The organism is Pauljensenia sp. UMB6358 (assembly GCF_030216865.1).
Lineage (GTDB): Bacteria > Actinomycetota > Actinomycetes > Actinomycetales > Actinomycetaceae > Pauljensenia > Pauljensenia turicensis_A.
This window is the reverse complement of sequence record NZ_JASOMS010000001.1, coordinates 178,639-200,850: the sequence shown is the minus strand read 5'-3', so window position 1 is coordinate 200,850 and position 22,212 is coordinate 178,639. Positions and strand designations below refer to the sequence as shown.

At 53.3% G+C, this 22,212-nt stretch carries 20 protein-coding genes; 9 read left to right on the top strand and 11 right to left on the bottom strand.

Going from position 1 to position 22,212, the window contains the following annotated elements:
* Positions 1-136 precede the first annotated feature (136 nt).
* From QP381_RS00950 to QP381_RS00940, 3 genes are read left to right on the top strand one after another with little or no spacing between them, the layout of a single operon-like run.
* Positions 137-1,954: an AMP-dependent synthetase/ligase gene (locus QP381_RS00950; RefSeq protein WP_103632612.1), complete on the top strand. Its 1,818-nt coding sequence runs from the start codon at positions 137-139 to the stop codon at positions 1,952-1,954.
* On the top strand, positions 1,951-3,870 hold the full coding sequence (locus QP381_RS00945; protein WP_103632611.1) for an AMP-dependent synthetase/ligase: 1,920 nt from the start codon (positions 1,951-1,953) through the stop codon (positions 3,868-3,870). Before QP381_RS00950 ends, QP381_RS00945 begins: the two co-directional genes overlap by 4 nt.
* Complete coding sequence (locus QP381_RS00940) at positions 3,867-4,601, top strand: SDR family oxidoreductase (RefSeq protein ID WP_285067410.1); 735 nt, start codon at positions 3,867-3,869, stop codon at positions 4,599-4,601. The genes QP381_RS00945 and QP381_RS00940 overlap by 4 nt, the downstream gene beginning before the upstream one ends.
* Here QP381_RS00940 and QP381_RS00935 read toward each other — a convergent pair.
* The 6 genes from QP381_RS00935 to QP381_RS00910 all read right to left on the bottom strand — a co-directional run bounded on the left by QP381_RS00935 (position 4,594) and on the right by QP381_RS00910 (position 8,277).
* Complete coding sequence (locus tag QP381_RS00935) at positions 4,594-4,728, bottom strand: helix-turn-helix domain-containing protein (RefSeq protein ID WP_219810934.1); 135 nt, start codon at positions 4,726-4,728, stop codon at positions 4,594-4,596. The genes QP381_RS00940 and QP381_RS00935 overlap by 8 nt on opposite strands.
* A gap of 4 nt (positions 4,729-4,732) precedes the next feature.
* Positions 4,733-5,167 carry a sigma-70 family RNA polymerase sigma factor gene (locus QP381_RS00930; protein ID WP_103632609.1) on the bottom strand — a complete coding sequence of 145 codons (435 nt, stop codon included), beginning with the start codon at positions 5,165-5,167 and terminating at the stop codon, positions 4,733-4,735.
* A 541-nt stretch (positions 5,168-5,708) separates the two neighbouring features.
* Positions 5,709-6,005, bottom strand: coding sequence for a hypothetical protein (locus QP381_RS00925; protein WP_103632608.1), 297 nt, complete (start codon positions 6,003-6,005; stop codon positions 5,709-5,711).
* A gap of 4 nt (positions 6,006-6,009) precedes the next feature.
* On the bottom strand, positions 6,010-6,774 hold the full coding sequence (locus QP381_RS00920) for an ABC transporter permease (protein ID WP_103632607.1): 765 nt from the start codon (positions 6,772-6,774) through the stop codon (positions 6,010-6,012).
* Positions 6,775-6,790: 16 nt separating this feature from the next.
* The gene (locus QP381_RS00915) at positions 6,791-7,516 is read right to left on the bottom strand and encodes an ABC transporter permease (RefSeq protein WP_103632606.1); all 726 of its coding nucleotides are present in this window, start codon (positions 7,514-7,516) and stop codon (positions 6,791-6,793) included.
* A complete protein-coding gene (locus tag QP381_RS00910; RefSeq protein ID WP_103632605.1) occupies positions 7,513-8,277 on the bottom strand; it encodes an ABC transporter ATP-binding protein in 765 nt (254 codons plus the stop codon). Before QP381_RS00910 ends, QP381_RS00915 begins: the two co-directional genes overlap by 4 nt.
* A 142-nt stretch (positions 8,278-8,419) precedes the next feature.
* Between QP381_RS00910 and QP381_RS00905 the strand changes: the two genes are divergently transcribed.
* The 4 genes from QP381_RS00905 (at position 8,420) to mobC (ending at position 11,442) form a co-directional block, all read left to right on the top strand.
* Positions 8,420-9,121 carry a response regulator transcription factor gene (locus tag QP381_RS00905; RefSeq protein WP_103632604.1) on the top strand — a complete coding sequence of 234 codons (702 nt, stop codon included), beginning with the start codon at positions 8,420-8,422 and terminating at the stop codon, positions 9,119-9,121.
* Between the two features lie 4 nt (positions 9,122-9,125).
* Positions 9,126-10,490 (top strand): sensor histidine kinase, encoded by a 1,365-nt coding sequence (locus QP381_RS00900; protein WP_285067405.1) that lies wholly within the window; start codon positions 9,126-9,128, stop codon positions 10,488-10,490.
* Positions 10,491-10,586: 96 nt separating this feature from the next.
* Positions 10,587-10,955 (top strand): helix-turn-helix transcriptional regulator, encoded by a 369-nt coding sequence (locus tag QP381_RS00895; protein ID WP_285067528.1) that lies wholly within the window; start codon positions 10,587-10,589, stop codon positions 10,953-10,955.
* A gap of 232 nt (positions 10,956-11,187) precedes the next feature.
* Positions 11,188-11,442: a plasmid mobilization relaxosome protein MobC gene (gene mobC / locus QP381_RS00890; protein WP_285067404.1), complete on the top strand. Its 255-nt coding sequence runs from the start codon at positions 11,188-11,190 to the stop codon at positions 11,440-11,442.
* A 243-nt stretch (positions 11,443-11,685) separates the two neighbouring features.
* Here mobC and uvrA read toward each other — a convergent pair whose 3' ends face one another.
* A complete protein-coding gene (gene uvrA, locus QP381_RS00880) occupies positions 11,686-14,556 on the bottom strand; it encodes an excinuclease ABC subunit UvrA (protein WP_285067403.1) in 2,871 nt (956 codons plus the stop codon).
* Positions 14,557-14,594: 38 nt separating this feature from the next.
* Between uvrA and QP381_RS00875 the strand changes: the two genes are divergently transcribed.
* Both QP381_RS00875 and QP381_RS00870 read left to right on the top strand, forming a co-directional pair.
* Positions 14,595-14,957 (top strand): YciI family protein, encoded by a 363-nt coding sequence (locus QP381_RS00875; RefSeq protein ID WP_218840312.1) that lies wholly within the window; start codon positions 14,595-14,597, stop codon positions 14,955-14,957.
* Positions 14,958-15,024: 67 nt separating this feature from the next.
* Positions 15,025-15,306 (top strand): YciI family protein, encoded by a 282-nt coding sequence (locus QP381_RS00870; protein ID WP_006681067.1) that lies wholly within the window; start codon positions 15,025-15,027, stop codon positions 15,304-15,306.
* Positions 15,307-15,387: 81 nt separating this feature from the next.
* Here the strand turns inward: QP381_RS00870 and QP381_RS00865 are convergent, their stop codons facing one another.
* The 4 genes from QP381_RS00865 to coaE all read right to left on the bottom strand — a co-directional run bounded on the left by QP381_RS00865 (position 15,388) and on the right by coaE (position 21,978).
* A complete protein-coding gene (locus QP381_RS00865) occupies positions 15,388-17,799 on the bottom strand; it encodes an HAD-IC family P-type ATPase (protein WP_103632599.1) in 2,412 nt (803 codons plus the stop codon).
* A gap of 66 nt (positions 17,800-17,865) precedes the next feature.
* On the bottom strand, positions 17,866-18,912 hold the full coding sequence (locus QP381_RS00860) for a TerC/Alx family metal homeostasis membrane protein (RefSeq protein WP_006681069.1): 1,047 nt from the start codon (positions 18,910-18,912) through the stop codon (positions 17,866-17,868).
* 233 nt (positions 18,913-19,145) lie between these two features.
* A complete protein-coding gene (gene uvrB, locus QP381_RS00855; RefSeq protein WP_285067401.1) occupies positions 19,146-21,215 on the bottom strand; it encodes an excinuclease ABC subunit UvrB in 2,070 nt (689 codons plus the stop codon).
* A gap of 76 nt (positions 21,216-21,291) precedes the next feature.
* Positions 21,292-21,978 (bottom strand): dephospho-CoA kinase, encoded by a 687-nt coding sequence (gene coaE, locus QP381_RS00850; protein ID WP_179369664.1) that lies wholly within the window; start codon positions 21,976-21,978, stop codon positions 21,292-21,294.
* Positions 21,979-22,212: the final 234 nt, after the last annotated feature.

Genomic DNA, 22,212 nt, shown 5'->3' with positions numbered 1-22,212 from the left:
CATACACACCACCGCGCGAATCGTGAGCAATCAAACGCCACCCAAAACCGGAGGGTCGCACACTAGTTGAAGGAGATGTAGGTAGGCTCAAGTTAATAAAAGAATTGAAATAAGTTCGCGACCACGGGAGGAATCCATGAAAAAGCTACGCGACGGCTCATTCACAGTGAAACCAAAGTTCAAGGTTGGGGCACACGAATCAGTATCCTCACTCTTGATTGCGCGTGCTCAGAAGCACCCCAAACAGGTCGCCGTCGAACAGCGCACTCCCGTTGGTCTTCCCCAACCGGTGACCGCCGAAGAGCTTCTTGCTCAAGTCAACGATGTGGCTCGCGGCTTGATCGGCCAGGGCATTCACCCCGGCGATGCCGTCGCGATCCTTTCATCAACCTCGTATGAATGGATGCTACTGGACTATGCCATCCTGTCTATCGGAGCTATCACCGTTCCCATTTACGAATCAGACTCTGCTGCTCAAATCGAACACATCCTGACCGACGCGAAGGTTATTCAGGTCTTCACCCAGACCAGCCAGCAGGCGGAACTTGTGGAAAGCGTCCGTACTCCCAACGTTCGCTTCATTGATTCCATTGACCGTGGCGCCATGCGCAATATCGCTACAGCTGCGCTCGGCATCGAGGCTTCAGAAGTTGAAGCACGCCGTATCAAAATCAAGAGCAGTGATCTGGCAACCATCATTTACACGTCGGGAACAACCGGCATGCCGAAGGGTGTCTGCCTGACTCACGCCAACTTTGTCGGCACAGCCTACGCAACTCGACAGGTACTCGGAGCGGTCATTGACTCCCCCGACACCCGCCTGCTTCTGTTCCTTCCCGTGGCACACGTACTCGCTCGCTTCGTCATGCACGTGGTGATCTCCGGCCAAGGAACACTCGGATTCTCCCCCGACATTAAGAACCTGCTTCCCGACATTGCCTCATTCAAGCCCTCCGTGTTGTTGGTTGTCCCGCGCGTCCTGGAAAAGGTCTACAACTCCGCAGCCGCGAAGGCCGGTAAGGGCATTAAAGGCAAGATTTTCTCCTGGTCCGCCAAGCAGGCAAGGTCGTGGGCAACTTCGAAAGAAAAGACGCTTGGCCCATCGCCGTTGAAGCGCGTGCGCCACTCGGTTGCTGACACTCTGGTTCTGAAGAAGATTCGTGAGATCCTGGGCCCGAACCTGAAGTACATCGTGTCCGGCGGAGCCCCGCTTGCATCGGATCTTGCACAGTTTTTCGGTGGCCTCGGCCTGAAGGTGCTGCAGGGCTACGGTCTTTCTGAAACGACCGGTCCCGCATGTGTCCAGCTACTGAATAACCACCCGTCTGGTTATGTCGGCCCCGTTCTGCCTGGTAATTACGTCAAGATCGCTGATGACGGCGAGATTCTTCTGAAAGGCGTTTCGGTGATGTCGGGGTACTACAATCTCTCCGACGCGACCGCAGACTCTTTTATTGACGGATGGTTCCGTACAGGTGACCTTGGCACCGTGGATAAGAACCTCGGAGTATCAATCACCGGCCGTAAGAAGGAATTGATCGTCACCGCCGGTGGAAAGAATGTTTCGCCCGAGGTCCTCGAAGAACAGCTGATCACCCACCCGCTGATCGCACATATTGTTGTCGTCGGTGATGCTCGCCCCTACATTGGCGCGCTGATCACCCTCGATTCCGATATGTTGCCCACATGGCTGAAGAATCACGGTCTTCCGATTGTGGACGCCGCACAGGCTGCGGATATGCCAGAAGTACGCGATTCCTTGGAGAAGGCAGTCACGCGTGCAAACAAAAGGGTGTCGCGCGCAGAGTCCATTCGGCGGTTGAGGATCATCGATCAGACGTTTACGGTGGAAAATGGATATATGACTCCGTCGCTGAAGCTTCGTCGCCATGCTGTGATCAAAGACTTCGCTCACGAGGTCGACGCACTCTACGCCGAAGGGCAAAAGAAATGACATTGATCCACGTTGACGCATCAACATGGGATAATCCTGCTACTCGCGTAGCCGATCCTGACTGGAACCTGCCCAAGATGATCCGACAGCGCGCAATTGACCACCCGAATCAAGTGGCGATTGAACGCCGAAACGGCGTTGGTCAGTGGCGTCCGATGACGATCAATGAGTTCGTTCGCCGTATCGACGATACGGCACGTGGCATGATCGGCCTTGGCCTGCAACCGGGCGCGCATCTTGCCATTCTTGCGCCCACGTCGTTCGAATGGGCGCTTATTGACCTCGCAGCGCTCAGCTGTGGCGCAGTCACGGTTCCGATCTATGAAACAGATTCTGCAGCACAGATCGAACACATCCTTGTCGACTCTGAAGTGACGATTGTTGTCACGGCAACAACGCAACAGGCAGACCTTGTCCGTTCGGTTGCACGCGATAACGTGACCATCATGTCGCTCGATAAAGGCGCCGAGCGCACAATTCTCGCTGCTGCTAAAGGCGTGAGGCTCGAACAGGTCAACGAACGCCTTGAGCTCCGTAAACTTCACGACGTTGCAACGATCATCTACACCTCGGGGACAACGGGTCGCCCAAAGGGCATTGAGCTGACGCACGGAAACTTCATTTCTTCTGCCATTCAGGCCTACGACTTCCTCCCGGACCTCATCAATTCTCCAAAGTCGCGCTCACTGCTCTTCCTGCCCGTCGCGCACTCTCTGGCACGCTTCGTCATGTACGCGTTGCTTGGCGGTCAGGGACGCGTCGCGTTCGTTCCGGATATGCGTAACCTGCTGACGGACATTTCGACCTTCAAGCCCACTATGCTCCTTGTCGTGCCTCGTGTTCTGGAGAAGGTGTACAACGCTGCAACCGCGAAGGCCGGTGGCGGTATCAAGGGCTCGCTTTTCTCATGGGCAGCAAACCAGGCGAAACAACTGTCGCATGCGACCGCATACACGAAGGCTCCTGAAATCGAACAGACCTCGGCCGTAGGCGCTCCGACCAGCCACACAACTCAGATTCCTTCAGCGTCTGCAGCCCCTTCTCCCGGTCCTTCCTTTGCGTTGAAGTCTCGCCTACGTGTTGCCGATGCTCTGGCTCTGCGCAAGGTGAAGTCAGTGCTTGGCCCGAACCTCCACACGATCATTTGCGGTGGCGCTCCCCTGGCAGCTGACCTTGCTCACTTCTACCGTGGCCTTGGTATTACCCTTCTGCAGGGCTACGGTCTGTCGGAGTCGACTGGGCCGATTGCCGTCGAATGGCCCTCGGACTTCCCGCCGGATTCGGTGGGCTTCCCCTGGCCGGGTAACACGATTCGTATCGATGACGACGGTGAGATCCTGATGAAGGGTGTCAGCGTCATGAAGGGCTATCACAACCTGCCGGAGGAAACTCAAGCCTCCTTCGTTGATGGCTGGTTCAAGTCCGGTGATTTGGGTGCTATCGACGAAACGGGCCACCTGCGTATTACGGGCCGTAAGAAGGAATTGATTGTCACCGCGGGTGGTAAGAATGTTTCGCCCGAGGTTTTGGAAGATTCCTTGCAAACACACCCGTTGATTTCGAGCGTGGTTGTTGTCGGTGATGCTCGCCCGTACATTGGAGCACTCATCACCTTGGATGCTGAAATGCTCCCGATGTGGCTCGCATCGAAGGGACAGGATGTTGTAGATACAGCATCTGCTGCGAACCTTCCGGTCGTGCGTAAATCGCTCGAAAAGGCGATTGCTCGAGCGAATGAAAAGGTGTCGCGCGCAGAATCGATCCGCCGATATCGCATCGTCAACGCCGAATTCACAGTCGAGAACGGCTACATGACCCCGTCCCAGAAGCTGAAGCGCAACGTCGTTCTGCGCGACTTTGCCCACGAGGTCGATGCACTCTACTCCGACACAACTCAGAATGGAGACGCGCGATGACCGCTACAGTATCGTCCGATCGCCCAGTCGCTCTGGTCACCGGTGCCACTCGTGGCCTCGGACATGCGATTGCCGTTGAACTGGCGAAGACGCATCACGTCATCGTTGGCGGACGATCAGCCGAAGCAGTAGGTCGCGTGGTCGACGAGTTGGGTGATGCTTCCCCCTTTGTCGCCGATCTGACGAATGAGGACGAGGCCGCCCAAGCTCTTTCGGACGTGTTGGCCACAGTGGGGCGTCTCAATGTCCTCGTCAACAATGCTGGTGTTGGCAAGAAGGCGACGCTTGATGACACGACTCGCGACGATTGGCGCTGGGTTTTGGAAACCAACGTCATTGCTGCCGCTGACCTGACACGGATGTGTCTGCCGAAGCTACGCGAGAATTGCGGCACGGTCGTTGTCATCAACTCCGGTGCTGGTGTGCGCATCTATCCCTCTGATGCTGCGTACACGGTCTCGAAGTGGGCATTGCGTTCTTTCACCGATTGTCTGCGTGAAGCTGAACGTGGCCGGGTTCGCGTTGTCGCTATTCACCCTGGACGTATCGATACTGATATGCAGGTCGCTATGCAGGCTCAGGCTGGCAAGACCTACAACCCTGATGATCACATGCGTGCTTTTGATGTTGCGAAGACTGTGCGTCTTGCCGTCGATATGCCAGCCTCGACGAATGTCGACGAGCTACACATTCGAACGACCGAAGCGAAGAAAACCAACCCGTCTATCTGAGTTTCTTCGCTACGAAACCCTCATAATACCGGAGTACCTGATCCACAGCCTGAGAGTCCCCGTCACGGGCGGCGTCAATCACCGAAAGAGGAAGAAGCTCCTTGCCCTTGTAAGTGGGTTTCTTCATACCTTCAACCTCCCTTCGGCATGAGTGCGGCCAACTTGATCCGCCGCTCGGTCAATGATTTTGCCCTTCGCCGCTGAACGGCGCTGCAAGACATTCCAACAAGGCGGCCAACCTCCTGATCCGGCAAGTCCAGAACAAAATGCGGAATCAAAATACTCTGCTCCTGAACGGACAAACCGGCGAAGGCATCAGCCACAAGCTCGTTTTCGATATGCAGGTCATACCCGTGGGACGAGAATGTAAATCTGTCACTGGGGTAATGATCTACAACGCAGAGCTTGTCCATCTCCATTTGTGGAAGGTCGCTGAATGACAGTTCCCTGTCACGGCGCCTCTGCATTTCCCGGAGGTAGTCGATTGCCTCATGGTATAGTACAAGCTTGCAGTAAGCATCAAACTGGCACCGCTCGCCATAGTCATTGCGGGGGATCACATCCATCTTTCCCCCCCCTTTCCTGGGGGAATGAGGTGGGTTTCTCCCTTTCCGCTAACAAGGCGAACGCAAAGCCGCTCGCTACCCGCTAAAAGCCTCCTTTTTGAAAATTTCTTAAAAAATTTTTTCGAAGTGGGCTTGTCTTCGGAAAACAGCAAAAGCGCCCAGCAAGTCGCAATGGACCTGCTGGGCGCAGAAATGTTTTATAAAGATGATTGCTATACATGGTATAGTTCATATCCAAAGCCGTACAACTCCAACGGAGGGGCTACGCTTTTTAACTGGTGCAGATCATGGATACTGCGAAATAAGAAGAAGGATACGGCAAATTAACCTCCAATCGGCTACCGCGCCCTTGCAGGTCATCAGCGGCGGCTCTGAAAATCAAAGCCGCCGCTTCATACGCGCATGAAAATATGTCTGCTCTGCTCTGTCTTTGAGGTTATCACTTAACCTATCGAAGCCGGAGCAGGCAATACAAGCCAGCAAAGAAACCGCGATCAGGCATCATCCAATAAATTTCTCAACTCTACGCATAACTGTTTCTTCACTGAACGAAAGTAAGGAACATGGCAAGCGCGACAATTCCCACCATCAGCAGCAGCCAAAAAACGCTGATTGCAGTTGATACAATATTGATTATACTGCGGCTTTCCCTGCTCCGCACACATACCACCGAAAGAATCAGGCCCAGCAGGACAAAAGCGATATTGGCTCCGGCCCAAGCGGTTCGGACTCCGTCCGACAGCGAAAGGTGCAGAAGCGATGGGGCAAGAGCCGCCAGCGGTAGGATGCTCACAATGAGCGCAGCGATACTAACTGGTTGAAGTTTTTTCTTTTCCATAGTTTTACCTCATTTCTTTTTTCCCAAATTGGGTGACAGCCAGCGCGAAAAACAGGCCAAACACCACAATCGCGCACGGCAGGAACGGAAACACCGAAAAAGCGGCGTCGGAAGTTTCTGCTGTAAAGTCATGGAGAGAGCAGGAAACGAGATAACCGCTGTAACAGTACGGGTAGGCGATCCACAGCGGCGTATTTGCAACCAATACACCGGGAATCACAAGCAGCAGATTTAATCCAACAGAAAGAAGCGGTTTTTCAAACAGCACAGTGATGGCCCACATAGCCGCAATGCACGGCAGCATAGTCAGAAACAGCCCCAAGCACCATTTCAGAAGATATAGGATCGGCAGGGTTTCTGTTACTCCCATTGTCTGTGTCGCAATCAGCCCAGCGATTACAAATACGACAAGAAACACCACCATCTCCATAAACAGATAAAAGGTAAGCACACAGAATTTGGCAATGGATAATGCGCAGCGGCTGACCGGTAGCGCCAGCATTTTCAGAATCCCGTTATTTCCTGTTTCTCGTCCTGCGATCATCACGCAAACCACGATCATGCTGAATGGAAGCAGATAGTAGGCGTAAACAAGCGCACTTTGAATAAACATGGCAGGCCACGCATTGGTGTATTCCGGTGTAAAGTAGTTGCTCAAACTCGCAACCCCGGAAACCACCACCAATAAAGGTGCAATGAAAATCAGGGGTACGATTTTGGAGCGTTTTACTTTCATAAACTCGATTTTGAGTAAATCCAAAAAGCTCATTTCTTATTATCCCTCCTTACTCGTAGCGCCTGTACTTCGCCAGCCACAAGCCCACAGCAAGGAACAACAGTGTTTCCACCAAAGCGACAAGGGCAACCGTCGAATCAGGCTGGGCGCTCTTGGCTACTGCTGGTTTCAGAATAATCACAACAGGATGCACCAGCAAAAGCGTCAGTCCCGAATTTGCAAGGGCCATACCACTCAGAAAACCGGCAACACCAATTCCAAGCGGCACCCACATATTTTCAAAGCGCGAGGAAATCAGCAGCATAAACGACAGTACCGGCATGGATGTGAGAAAAGAGTATCCGGCAAAGCGTACCAGCGTACCCATCTCAAATGCTCCGTCCGGCAAGTCCGTCATTCCGATCTGTGCAAGTGCCAGGTTTTGCAGCACGATTGCAATCAAAAACATGACCGTCAGAATCAGAAATTTGCACAGATACATGGTCGGGACGCTGACGGGAAGCATATACATCTTCTTTACGGCACTTCCCTTAAATTCCATGTTGTAGATCATGCAGGTAGCAACTACGATACCGAACAGATTCAGCACCATAATCATGCCGTAGAGCTGGGTCAACAAGACATCCATCGGGGCCAGCGGCAGATTCAGAAGCGTGTCTTTCCGCACAATGAAATCGACAAATGCGCAGGCGGCTCCCAAGACACCAACGGCCAGCAGCACGGGAATCGCGCCGGTTCGCTTTTCTTTCCGAAGTTCGATTGCCAGCGTTTTCATAATTTTGCCCGCTGCTTTCTGTCCATGTTATCTTTCTCAACCATAGAAAGGAACACATCTTCCAGATTGTTCGCAGCGAAGCCGGATTGCAGGGCGTATTGACGCAGATCATTCATGCTTCCCTCAAACAGCAGCCGCCCGTGGTTGAGAATCCCAATGTCATCTGCAATCAATTCGATTTCAGACAGCATATGGGACGAGATCAGCACCGTGCAGTCGTAAAGGCTGGGCAAAGATTTTACCAGATTGCGGATTTCGTGGATACCAGACGGGTCAAGACCGTTTGTGGGTTCGTCCAGAATCAGAATCGGCGGACGCCCCAAGAGCGCCCCGGCAAGGCCCAAGCGTTGCTTCATTCCCAGCGAATACTGTTTTGCCAGCCGGTCGCCAAACTCGGTCAGCCCTACCAGTTCCAGAGCATCTTCCACATCAGCTTTCGGCAGTCCCAAAATGCGGCGGATAATGTCAAGATTTTCCCGCCCGGTGAGATTTGCGTAGAAAGATGGCGCTTCGATGAAAGAGCCGATCTCTTTGAGAATGGCAATCCGATCCTGCGGAAACTGTTTCCCATCAATGGTAAAGCTGCCTTTTGTGGGAGCGGTCAACCCCAACAGCATTTTCATGGTAGTGGATTTGCCTGCCCCGTTCGGGCCAAGAAAACCATAAATGCTGCCCTTGCGAATATGAAGCGAAACATGATTGACCGAAGTGAAGTTCTTATATTTCTTGGTCAAATGTTCCGTTGTAATGATATAGTCCATAGAAACATCTCCTTTCGATGCTTCTACGGTACAACTTCAACCTGACATCTACATTCTCCCGTCCTTACTTTTACCTTACTTTTTGAGGATGCCCTCCGCAGACTTTAAATCCTTTTTTATAATACTTTCGGGAGGTGACGCTATGGACAACTCTTTTCTGCATCGAAAGAAGCTCTTGCTTGTAGACGATGAGCCGGATCTGCTGAAAATGGTATCCGATATTTTAAGCGATGCCGGTTTTGAAACCATACTTACTGCCGCAACAGTAAAAGAAGCCATACTAATGACAGAAAAAGAAAAACCCAACTTGATGGTTTTGGATGTCATGTTGCCAGATGGGGACGGCTTTTCCCTGATGAAGCAGCTCCGCACTTTTACAAATGTGCCAATCATCTTTCTGACCGCAAAAGACGAAGCAGCAGACAAGCTGGCCGGTCTTGGCCTTGGAGCAGACGATTATATTTCAAAGCCGTTTATGCCGCAGGAGCTATTGCTGCGTGTCTATGCGGTTTTGCGCCGAACTTATAAAGAGGACAGCCCGCGGGTTTTCCTGGATGGATGTACGATTGATTTTAGCCGGGCAGAGGTCAACAAAGGCGGCGAGATTATCCTCCTGACCGCAAAAGAGCATACCCTGTTGGAAACGCTGGCCCGCAACGAGGGAAAGATTGTTACGGTTGACGCTCTTTGTGAAGCATTATGGGGCGACAATCCTTTCGGCTATGAAAATAGCCTGAATGCCCATGTACGGCGGATTCGGGAAAAAATTGAAGCCGATCCCTCAAAGCCCGTTTCCCTGATTACGATTAAGGGGCTGGGTTATAAACTGATTACAAGGAAGTGACGCCTTGAAATCTTTTGGCACCTATATTTCAAAGCACTTGGTGTCTTTCGCTGCATTTCTTCTGATCCTGGTAATTGCCAATGTCGTTCTGTTTGGCGTGACTTTCTATCACACAGTTTCAGAGGATTACGGAGAAGCGTCCCCGCGCGCCATGCTTGAGCTGACCTCTACTGCGGCTACCATAGAGGGTTTGCCCGATTACGCAGAGCAGAAATTGCGCCAGTACAATATCTGGGCCATGTATCTAACGTCAACGGGCGAATGTTTCTGGCGGCTCGATGTGCCACAAGAAGTGCCGCAACATTACAGCATTCAAGAGGTAGCTTCATTTTCCAAAGGCTATCTGGAGGATTATCCCGTTTTTGTCTGGAGTACAGAGGATGGATTGTTAGTTTTAGGGTATCCAAAGAATAGCTATATGAAGCTCACCAGCAACTACTATTCCATGGAGGCTATTCAGAAAATTCCCCTCTATGTGATAGGAACGTTGGGCATGGATGTGCTGTGCCTGTTTTTGGCCTACTATTTTTCAAAACGCAGGATCATCCAGAACACGGAACCGATTGTAGATGCCATTGAAACATTGGCCGATGGCAAACCCGTTTCTCTCCATATTGATAGAGAGTTATCCGAAATTGCGGGCAGCGTAAATAAAGCCTCTCTGATATTAAGCAGGCAAAACGAAGCCAGAGCCAACTGGATCAGCGGGGTCTCTCATGACATCCGAACTCCGCTTTCTATGATTATGGGCTATGCAGACCGGATCGCCGCAGACAAAACAGCCAGTGAGGGGGTAAAAGAGCAGGCTCTGATCGTGCAAAAGCAAAGCGCTAAAATCAAAGAACTCGTGCAGGATTTGAATTTAGTGTCTCAACTGGAATATGAAATGCAGCCGCTTCACAAGGAGAAAATACGCCTGTCTAAACTCCTTCGTTCCTATGTGTCGGAACTGCTCAACTCCGGGATTTTGGATGCCTATACGGTTGAAATTGAAATTACGCCAGAAGCAGAAAATGCCAGGCTGGAATGTGATACCCGCTTGATTTCACGGGCAATCAACAATCTTGTGCAGAACAGCATCAAACACAATCCGGGAGGCTGCGAAATTCGGCTTGATCTGGAAAATGCACATGATGGTCTTACGCTCTCTGTTGCAGATAACGGAGTAGGTCTGTCTCCTGAAAAGCGACAAGACCTAGAAGAAAAGCCACACTACATGGAAAGTATAGATGAGCGTCTGGATTTGCGGCATGGGTTGGGGATTTTGATTGTTCAGCAGATTATGGCAGCACATAAAGGCACAATGCAAATCGAAAACGTAGTGCCACATGGATGTAAGACGATATTGACATTTTCGAATTCTGATTAGTTCACAGAAATATGAAATATAAAGTTTAAGAAAACTGCATATGACATCATTCCACGGGCAATCTATGAAATATAGAATGTATGTGGGTGATGCTAAATAGCAAAAGTTAAAGACTGCCCTGGCTTTGAAACCTTCGGTGCGGATGTAAAAGAAGCACGGAAGGCGAAGAACCTTGCACGAAAAGATTTAGCCGAAAAGGTGAATATTGATACCAGGTATCTTGCCAACATTGAAAACGAGGGTACGATCCCCAGCCTGCCGGTCATCATACAGCTTGTAAAAATCTGCGGCCTGTCGATGGAGAGATATTTCAATCCAGAGGTCATGCGAGAGAAAAGCGAGCTGCGCCAGCGGGTCGGACAGAAGTTAAAGCCCTGCCCAGAACAGTATTTTCCTATCGTGGAGGGTGCCATTGACGGGGCCTTAAAAATTGAAAAGCCGAATGAAGAAACGGAGGGTGTCTGAACATCCTCTGTTTTTCTTATTTTGCGGGCATTTTAAGGTTTCCGAAATGCTTTATAAGTAGGGATAAGATACGGTAGCAAGCACAGCAAGTGAGTACCCACTTGCGAAATTTCTGCTTGTTGGGATAATTCCAAACCCTTATGCGGAAGGTCGGCGGCACATGGCAAGTCGAAAACGGAATATTCAAATGAAATTTTATGTCACGGAGGATAAAAACGGCTCATAGACAAAAATGAGCCAGTTACCGACACGCAGATATGGCGCCTACCTCCGAAAGGTGGCGATTGACGGGTATATCACCTATACGGACACCGCAGATATCAAGGCATTTACCAAAGAGCTTTCCATCATCGGTCGGAACATCAACCAGATCGCCAAGCGGATCAATGCCGGAGGCACTGCGTATCAGGCCGACATGGATGAGATACGGGAAAGGCTGGACGAGATATGGCAGTTACAAAGACGCATCCTATCAAGTCAACGCTGAAAGCAGCCATTGACTATATCTGCAACCCGGAGAAAACGGATGGGAAGCTGCTTGTATCCGCCCATGGCTGCGCCGCCGAAACCGCGGATATCGAATTTTCCTGGACCCGCCGCCACTGTTACTGCCCGAACTTGACCGGACAAAAGGGGGTCGCCGATCAATCATGATCGGTGCCCCCTCGTTATGCTCGCCTATTCGCAGATCAAAGGAGTAGCAGAAGCATCGTCCTTACTTCTTCTTGGCTCAGACCTTCTTCTTCGCGACAGACTGGTTCTTCGCACTCGCAAGAATATCTGCCAGGAACTCACCGGTAAACGACCCCTTCACCTTCGCAACTGCTTCTGGTGTTCCTTCAGCAATGACGCGACCACCACCGGAACCACCTTCGGGGCCCATATCAACGATCCAATCAGCGCACTTAATGACGTCCAGGTTGTGCTCAATGACGATGACCGTATTGCCTTTGTCAACCAGCGATTGCAAAACCAGCAGGAGCTTGCGAATATCCTCGGAATGTAAGCCGGTCGTCGGCTCGTCCAGCACATAGATCGTTCGTCCAGTCGAACGACGCTGCAGTTCGGAAGCGAGCTTCACACGCTGTGCTTCGCCACCCGACAGTGTTGTTGCCGCCTGCCCCAATCGCACGTAACCCAGGCCAACCTCGACAAGGGTATTGAGATGTCGCGCAATCCTGGAGATCGGCGCGAAAAACTCCGCCGCTTCAGACACCGGCATATTCAGAACGTCTGCGACTGACTTCCCCTTGTAAAGAATCTCCAAGGTTTCACGGTTGTACCGTGCACCGTGGCACACTTCGCAGGGAACGTACACGTCAGGCAGGAAGTTCATTTCGATCTTTAACGTGCCGTCGCCCTTGCAGGATTCACAGCGTCCGCCTTTCACATTGAAGGAGAAACGGCCCGGACCGTAGCCTCGTACCTTCGCTTCCTGTGTTTCCGCGAACAGCTTACGAATCGCATCCCACACGCCCGTATACGTCGCAGGGTTCGAACGTGGCGTACGACCGATCGGCGACTGATCAACGTGGACAACCTTATCGAGATGCTCGAGGCCACTCATTGAACGGTAACGACCTGACACAAGGCGCGCACCGTTCAAACGCGATGCCAGCGTGCGGTACAGAATCGAATTCACCAGCGTGGACTTTCCCGAACCGGACACGCCCGTCACAGCGGTAAAGGTGCCGAGAGGGAACGAAACCGTCACATCGTTGAGGTTATGCTCGCGTGCACCCTTGATCGTCAGCATGCGCTCGGGATCAACCGGGCGACGAGTAGCTGGCACTCCGATGGAACGACGGCCCGACAGGTAGTCGCCAGTCAGTGATTTCTTGTTGTTCTTCAAGTCTTCCAGAGTGCCGGAGTGGACAATCCAGCCACCCGTTTCACCGGCGCCTGGACCGATATCGACGATCCAGTCAGCGGCTTCCATCGTTTCTTCATCGTGCTCGACAATAATCAGCGTATTGCCAAGGTCGCGAAGACGCTTCAAGGTATCGATGAGCTTGCGATTGTCACGCTGGTGCAGACCGATCGACGGTTCGTCGAGCACATACAGGACGCCAACCAAACCGGAGCCAATCTGCGTGGCTAGACGAATACGCTGCGCTTCGCCGCCCGACAGTGTTCCGGCACCACGTGACAGCGTCAGATAGGTCAGGCCAACATCGACAAGGAAATCGAGGCGAGCACGAATCTCCTGCAGGATTGGCTTGGCAATCGCCTGCGAACGCTGATCCAACTCCAACGCATTGAGGTGTGCGCGGGCATCTGAAATCGACAGGTCAGACAGTTCAGCAATCGATAGATCGCCCACTGTCACCGCAAGAACCTCGGGACGCAGACGAGCCCCCTGACACGTCGGACACGGAACCTCACGCATATAGGCGTTGAGCTTCTCCGACACCCATTCCGATTCGGTTTCCTGGCGCTTGCGCTCAACGTAGGTGACGGCACCTTCGAAGCCCGTCGTGTACGAGCGTTCGCGTCCCCATCTGTTGCGGAACTTGACCTTGACCTCGTAGTCCTTACCAAACAGGATGGCTTCGCGGACGTTGTCGGGCAGGGCCTTCCACGGAGTTGTCATCTCGAATCCGAGTTCACCGGACAAGGACTCCAGCAGGCGCTTGTGGTACTTGAAGTTCGAGTTCCACACGATCACCGCACCGTCGGCCAGCGACAGTTCCTCGTCGGGAACCAGTAGGTCAGGATCAACTTCAAGTTTCGACCCAATACCCGTACAGTCTGGGCAGGCACCGTAGGGAGCGTTAAAAGAGAATGTACGAGGTTCGATTTCTTCCAACGCTAGCGGGTGGTCGTTCGGGCACGAACGCTTTTCCGAGTATCGGCGACGACGATCAGGATCGTCCTCGTCCAAGTCGACCATGTCAATAATGACGAGGCCATCGGACAGACGGAGAGCTGTTTCTACCGAATCAGTAAAGCGCTGGCGCATACCGGAACGCACCACGAGCCGGTCAATGACGACCTCGATCGTGTGGCGCAGTTTCTTTTCCAAAACCGGAGCGTTCTCGAGTCGAACCAATTCGCCGTCGATGATCGCACGCGTGTAGCCGGACGTCTTCAGCTCATTGATCAGGTCCTGATACTCACCCTTGCGTCCACGCACGACCGGCGACAGAACCTGGAAACGCGTTCCCTCGTCCATGGAACGCACTCGGTCCACAATCTGCTGGGGAGTCTGCGCCTGAATGCGTGCGCCACACTTCGGGCAGTGAGCGATCCCCGCACGCGCGTACAGCAAACGCAGGTAGTCGTGAATCTCAGTAATCGTGCCAACCGTGGAACGCGGGTTGCGCGATGTCGACTTCTGGTCAATCGAGACCGCGGGCGACAGACCCTCGATGAAATCGACGTCGGGTTTGTCCATCTGACCGAGGAACTGGCGCGCGTACGACGACAGAGACTCCACGTATCGACGCTGGCCCTCTGCGAAGATCGTATCGAATGCCAACGATGACTTACCGGAGCCGGAAAGTCCCGTAAAAACAATCATTGTGTCTCGAGGCAACTCGAGGCTGACATCCTTCAAGTTATGCTCGCGAGCACCAGAAATAACTAAAGATTCATGCACCCTAACAGTCTACTCGGCGCCGAGTTCGAATGTCGTACATGTGTTCCATCGTCAAACGGCAGTTTAACTGGCATTATGAGGCAATGAGCCTCTACATGATCGAATACACCTACGACCATTCACTCGAGTCGTTGATCCAGTCATTCAGGCCCGCTCACCGCCAGTTCCTGCGAGACCTGCATTCACGCGACATTGTGGTGGCTTCCGGCTTCCTGCGTGATAGGGGAGAAAATGATGCGCTGATTATTCTTCGCGCCAATTCGGCTCAGGATGTTTTCAAGATCCTCGCTGACGACCCTTTTGCTCTTCAGGGGTTTGTCGAAACCTGCAAGATTCGCGAATGGGTGCCGACGATCGGCTTCGGGGCCGAAGGGTTCGATACGGAATTCCCCTTTTCGTAAGAGAATTGACGAGGCCTGGCGTGGCGTTTCATATGCAATCACCGCCCGTTGCGCCTACCGTTGAGTCATGGCTTACTTTGCAGTGACTTACGTTTATGACCCTGCCCAATCAGCGCTGATGGACGAGGTTCGTCCCAAGCACCGCGCATTCTTAACGCAGTTGAAGGACGACGGATTTAACGTGGCCTCGGGCCCCGTTACCGGCGGTCATCCGACGGCTCTGCTGATTTTCGAAGCTGAGAACGCCGATAAGGTCGCGTCACTTCTTGATGAGGATCCGTTCAAGGAGGCCGGTGTCATTCGTGAACGTATCATCGGCGAGTGGAATCCGGTGATTAACCGCTTCTGATTGTTCAGTACAGTGTGGGAGAACGTTTTGGCGTTCTCCCACACATGCATGTACGGCATCTGTTAAAGCTCGCGCCGATGCTCAGAATTGCGCTGTGTCAGAGGCACCGATGGCCTCTGCATGAGCGTGTTGACGCTTGTGGTACAGGCGGTGGCTGGCTTCAATCAAAAGTCCGGCACCGACTCCTGACACCCCGATCACAAGCCAATGTTCGTGCGTGGGCCAGCTGAGCGCTAAGAAGGTGCGGATGGTGGGAATGGAGACTCCCATGAACGCTCCGAGCGCCATGAGGAGCACGAGTCCACCACGCCAGCCTAAGAGCGGACGAGCGGTGACCGAGACTAGCCAGAGCGCACCGACAATCAGCGAAAGCGTGGCAATGGTCCTCGCGTACTCATCTCCAGGGCCCACGATTGCGTAGCTACCTAGCGCTGCCAGCGTCAAGGCAATTCCTGCGGGTAGCGCTAAGGCAAGTGTTCGGTGCAGGAACCCAGGCACGTAACGCCTAGCATTCGGTGCGAGAGCAAGGAAGAATGCGGGGATGCCGATCGTCAGTGCATCGATGTAGGTGAAGTGACGTGGAAGGAACGGGTATTCCCACGCCATCAGAGCACACGTCACAACAATCAACGCCGCGTAAACGGTTTTGGCAAGGAAGAGAGCACAAACGCGTTCCATATTCGCAATGATGCGTCGCCCTTCGCCCACCACTCCTGGTAATACAGCAAACTTTGAATCAATCAAGACGATCTGCGCAACAGCCTTCGTTGCCTGAGACCCGTTGCCCATCGCGATTCCAAGGTCGGAATCTTTCAGAGCAAGGGCATCGTTCACTCCGTCGCCTGTCATTGCGACCGTGTGTCCATTAGCCTGCAGTGCCTGGACCATCGCGCGCTTTTGCTCCGGCGTCACACGCCCGAACACATCCGTTTTCTCAACGATCTGGCCGAACTCATCTGACAAAGTATCTACGGGGAGAGTGCGCGCATCCGTGATGACCAAAGGCTTCCCGTCAGGACGACTCAAACCCGCTTGGCGTGCCAGAGCGCCAACAGTCACCGGATTATCACCCGAAATCACTCGAACGCGGACGTCTTGGCGAGCAAAATATGTCAGCGTATCGGCTACGTCTACACGCAAGTCTTCTTCCAAGACAATGATGCCCACAACGCGTCGTGTGTCTGGAAGCAAGTAGTCACCGGAAGAGGCGTCGAATGCCGTTGCCTCGTCGCACTCTTGGCTACGAGCCAGGGCAACAACGCGCAAACCTTCCGCCGAATACTCGTCGATGAGCTGATCAAAGTCCCCGGGTTCTTCCGAAGAACGAAGAATCTCCGGAGCGCCCAAATACCAGCTGCCACTCGTAGTCCCACACGCTGACCACTTGCGAGCTGATGAGAACGGAATCGCCCAATTCACCTGGCCTAGATCCGCGTCGGAATAATAGTCGTCAATCGCCTGCGCTGTTGCATTCGCACGATTGGCGCTCAGAGCTTTCAAAGCGAGCGTGGCCTCATCCTCCGAAACATTCGCACCAATGCGAAGCGTGCGCACCCGAATATGGCCTGTGGTGAGAGTGCCCGTCTTATCAACGCAGACACTGTCGACTCGTGCGAGGACTTCCACCGCGGGCAGTTCTTGGACAAGCACTCCCCTGCGCGCCAACGTCGCCGAACCGATCGCGAAGTTCATTGAAGTCAGGAGCACGAGGCCCTGTGGAATCATTCCCACAACGCTCGCGACCGCCAACACGATCGCTTGGTTCCAGGCCGCATCAGTGCCGGCAATACGGGTTTGCGACCACATGGTCAGCACAATCACCGGAATGAGTAGCGCGGAAATGACACGCAGAACCTTGTTGATACTCACCTGAATATGCGAAATAGTCCGCGTGTAGACGCGAGCTCGGCGAGAAAGATCCTGCGCGTATGTCTGTGCTCCCACCGCGTGGGCAACCATGAGTGCACTACCAGCAACGACCGAGGTTCCTGCAAGAACCTGATCGCCCACTTTCTTCTTGACGGGTGTTGATTCACCGGTCAGTAGTGCCTCGTCAACCTCGAGGCCCGAGGATTCTTCAACGACGCCATCTGCGCAAATCTGCGTACCCAGTTCAAGGCACATGACATCATCAAGCACAACATCCTTGGCCAGGATCTCTTGAGTTTTTCCACCACGAATAACCAACGCTGTTGGAGCATCGACGATTGCGAGTGAATCAAGAGTCCGCTTCGCCTTCAATTCCGAAGCAATGCCGATAATCGCGTTGATAATCAGCACTCCCCCGAAGACAACATCCTGAGGATGCCCAAAGATGAGCACCAGCACCGCAGCACTGATCAGGATCGCGTTAAACAGCGTGAGAACATTCTCGCGAATAATCGAGGCAATCGATCGCGAGGTCCTTTGGCGAACATCATTCGTTTCACCGCGTGCAACGCGTTCTCTCACCTCAGCGTGCGTCAGACCGGAGAGTGTTGAAGAGTGCGTCATTACGTCCTTCGGTGTGGGCGACGGTTTTACGTTGGACGGGTACGTAAGCCCCGTCGGGGCAACGTGTCAGTCAAAAGTACGAGCGGGCTTTTCCTTCTCCAGAACGTGGGTGTCTGGAGCGTCCTTTAACGCCATCGAACGGCTCTTCAGCAACGATGTCACGACCGTCACCACGATAGTCACGATGATAAAGGACAGGGATGGAAGGATTCCGATTTCCGGTGCCCAGTGAATGCCTTCGCCTCCGTTAAGGAACGGAAGCGTATTCTCGTGCATCGCGTGGAAAACCAGTTTCATTCCGATGAAGGCAAGGATTGCTGCCAAGCCGTAGTTCAGGTAGACCAGTCTTTCCAGCAGACGTTCGATCAGGAAATACAGCTGACGCAGACCAAGCAGAGCGAACGCGTTCGATGCGAACACCAAATAGGGTTCATGGGTCAGGCCGAAAATTGCCGGAATCGAGTCGAAGGCAAACATCAGGTCAGCAGTGCCCAGCGCGAAGACCACCAGGAGCATCGGCGTCAGGTACGTGCGACCACCGTGGCGGTGCAGGAACTTGTCACCAATGAAACCGTCGGTCACCGGGAAAACACGACGCATCAGTTTGACGAAGGAATTCTCGTGGTATTCCTCCTCTTCGTGTTCATCTTCTCCGCCAACACCTTCACGTGCTTGCGAGAAGGCGGTCCAGAGTAGCCAGGCGCCAAAGATAAAGAAGATCCACGTGAAGCGTTCAATCAGCGCTGCGCCAACAAGAATGAAGACGAGGCGCAGAACGAGGGCGATGATGATGCCGGATAACAGTGCCTTCTGTTGATAGTTACGAGGCACCCTGAACGACGACATAATGATGATAAAGACGAACAGATTATCGAGTGACAGAGCTTTTTCTGTCAGAAAGCCAGCGTAGTATTCGCCGGCAAATTGGCCACCGTAGACGCCCCAAATGATGAGGCCAAAGGCAAGACCAAGAAGAACGTAACCGATCGACCACCAGGTCGATTCTTTAAGAGTCGGAGCGTGCGGTTTACGGACGTGGCCAACGATGTCAACGGTAATGAGGGCAAGAATTGCGACGGCCAGACCAAACCAGCCGAGGGCGTGAACATGCACGGGTGGGAACCTCTCTGAGGTACGAGCAACTATGGTGAGGTCTCTTCCCACCCGATGTTCGGGCTGCTGATCCGAGCGATGCTCGTGTCCAACGCCGTGGTGACGAACCAGCACTTCGTGGGATTACTCCCCTCGCGAACTAGTCTACCTAGATCGCGCTACGATACCCCGATGAAAAGCCAGTATGTGGAGAACCTAACGAGATTACCCCCAAGCGGACGCTTCAGCTCTCACTACTGAGCTGCCCTCATGTGGCGCAGTTCCTTCTTCAGATCCTGCAACTCATCGCGTAGACGCGCAGCGACCTCGAACTGTAGGTTTTCGGCGGCTAGCATCATCTGCTTCGTCAGGTCTTCGATCAATTCTTCAAGATCTGCTTGCGCTACACCCGCGAGGGTGAGTGCATCAGGCTTCGAACGAGCAGACGCTGATTTTTCCTTACGGTATCCGCCGTCAAGTAGCGTGCGCGTATCAACTTCTTCACGCACAAGCATGTCGGTGACGTCAGCAATCTTCTTACGCAGCGGCTTCGGGTCGATACCATGCTCGGTGTTGTAGGCAATCTGTTTCTCACGACGACGTTCAGTTTCGCTGATCGCAGCTTCCATAGATGGCGTGATGTTGTCGGCATACATATGCACTTCGCCCGATACGTTACGTGCTGCACGACCGATCGTCTGGATCAGCGATCGGGTCGAACGCAGGAAGCCTTCCTTGTCCGCATCGAGGATCGAAACAAGGGAAACTTCCGGTAAATCCAGACCTTCACGTAGCAGGTTGATGCCGACCAGGACGTCGAAGTTGCCTTGACGCAGTTCTCTGAGCAACTCAACGCGACGCAGGGTATCGATGTCAGAGTGCAGGTACTCGACACGGACGCCACGGCGAGCGAGGTACTCGGTCAGGTCTTCCGCCATCTTCTTCGTGAGCGTCGTGACAAGAACACGCTCATCCTTTTCGACACGCTCGCGGATCTGTTCCAGAAGATCGTCAATCTGTCCCTTCGTGGGCTTGACGATAATCTTTGGATCCACCAGACCAGTTGGGCGAATCACCTGTTCCACTACCCCATCGCTTCGTTCAAGTTCGTAGTCACCCGGGGTTGCCGAGAGGTAGACTGTCTGGCCGATGCGTTCAACGAATTCGTCCCACTTCAACGGTCTGTTGTCCATTGCTGAGGGCAGTCGGAAACCATGATCGACCAGGGTACGCTTGCGCGACATATCGCCCTCGAACATGGCACCGATCTGCGGAACTGTCACGTGCGATTCGTCGATGATCAGGACAAAGTCATCGGCAAAATAGTCCATCAGCGTATGGGGCGGAGTGCCGGGACCTCGTCCATCGATATGACGCGAATAGTTTTCAATGCCCGCGCACGATCCGATTTCTTTGAGCATTTCCAGGTCGTATGTGGTGCGCATGCGCAGACGCTGGGCTTCAAGTAACTTGCCTTGGGATTCGAACCACGTGAGGCGTTCTGCCAGTTCTTCTTCAATCGAGGCAATGGCTCGCTTCATGCGCTCTTCGCCGGCAACGTAATGGCTGGCCGGGAATAGATAGACGTGATCGACTTCGTTGATGACGTCACCGGTCAGGGGATGCAGGACTGCCAGCGAATCGATTTCATCCCCAAACATTTCGATGCGGATCGCCAGCTCCTCGTACACTGGGATGATTTCGATGGTGTCGCCACGAACTCGGAAAGTGCCTCGCGTGAAAGCGACATCATTGCGCACGTACTGCATGTTGACGAAGGCGCGAAGAAGGGTGTCGCGGTCGACGATCATGCCACGTTCCAGCTCAATCATACGCTCGACGTACTCTTGTGGAGTACCCAAGCCGTAGATGCACGACACGGAGGCAACGACCACCGTGTCACGACGGGTCAGCAGGTTGTTCGTCGCCGAGTGGCGCAGGCGTTCGACCTCATCATTGATCGACGAGTCTTTCTCGATGTATGTATCCGTCTGCGGAATATAGGCTTCCGGCTGGTAGTAGTCGTAGTACGACACGAAGTACTCGACAGCGTTATTAGGCAACAGTTCGCGGAATTCAGCGGCAAGCTGGGCGGCAAGCGTTTTATTCGGCTCGATAATGAGCGCCGGTCGCTGAATCTGCTCAATGAGCCACGCAGTCGTTGCGGTTTTACCCGTGCCCGTAGCGCCGAGGAGAACAATATCCTGTTCGCCGTCATTCAGACGCTTGACCAATTCTGCGATTGCAGTCGGCTGGTCGCCCGATGGCGTGTAGTCAGAGACAACCTCAAACGACGCTTCTTGCCGCACAACTCGTTTGCTCACAGTCCTACCGTAGTCACTTTGTCAGACTCATGCCGATTGAGGACCTATCGCCTGCTCGTGATGTACGAGGCCGGAATCATCTGCCGGTCGGACTGCCAGTTGTGCCCGAGTGTGTCAGCCATTGGGCATGAACTGTCGCAACCAGACGGTGAAGATCCACGAGCGAGCCGGTGTTGGTTATCCAGATGTGGCAGATCGCACGTCGTTCATCACTGTTCGCTTGGGATGCGATTCTTTTCCGGGCCTCGTCAATCGTCATCCCGCGGGCTTGTAGACGGCTCAGGCGCATATCAAGCGGAACATCGACCATGATCACGGCGTCAAACTGGTCTTGCATATGTTGCTCAGTCAGCAGAGGAACATCGTAAAGAGCAATGTTCCCCGGTTGGGCGCTTGAAAGAATCTGGCGGGAACGCTCAGCAATCAAAGGATGAGTGATTGCTTCCACTGTCTTTCGAGCACTGGCATCGGTGAAGACCTGCTGGGCTAGTGCTCCTCGATTGAGAGTCCCGTCATCATTCAAGATGGCGTCGCCAAACACTTCTTCGATACGACGAAGACCGACGCTTCCAGGTTCGACCACTTCACGTGCGATGGCATCTGCGTCGGCAACGACCGCGCCAAGACTCGCAAACGCAGTGGCAACAGATGACTTTCCAGAGCCAATTCCACCGCTCAAACCGACGAGCAGTGCGCGGTCTGTTGGAATGACGAAAGAACGAAGAAGGTCAGCATATGCGCCTCCCATGTGAATCTGGGTCATGATGCATTCCTAACAGCTATTACGATCCGAGCGACTTCATCCTGATCCGTTGCAATCGCAACGCTAGGAAGATCCTCAACACACCTCAATATGAGTCATAGCTTCATTGTCCTATATGAGTCGACGAGCGACTAGCGTCCGATATTCTTCAACGTCCATACAGGCTGGAGAATGCAGTCATAGGAGAATCATTCGACGCGTGGTGTGAATAAACGCGTGTGCCCCACGAACACA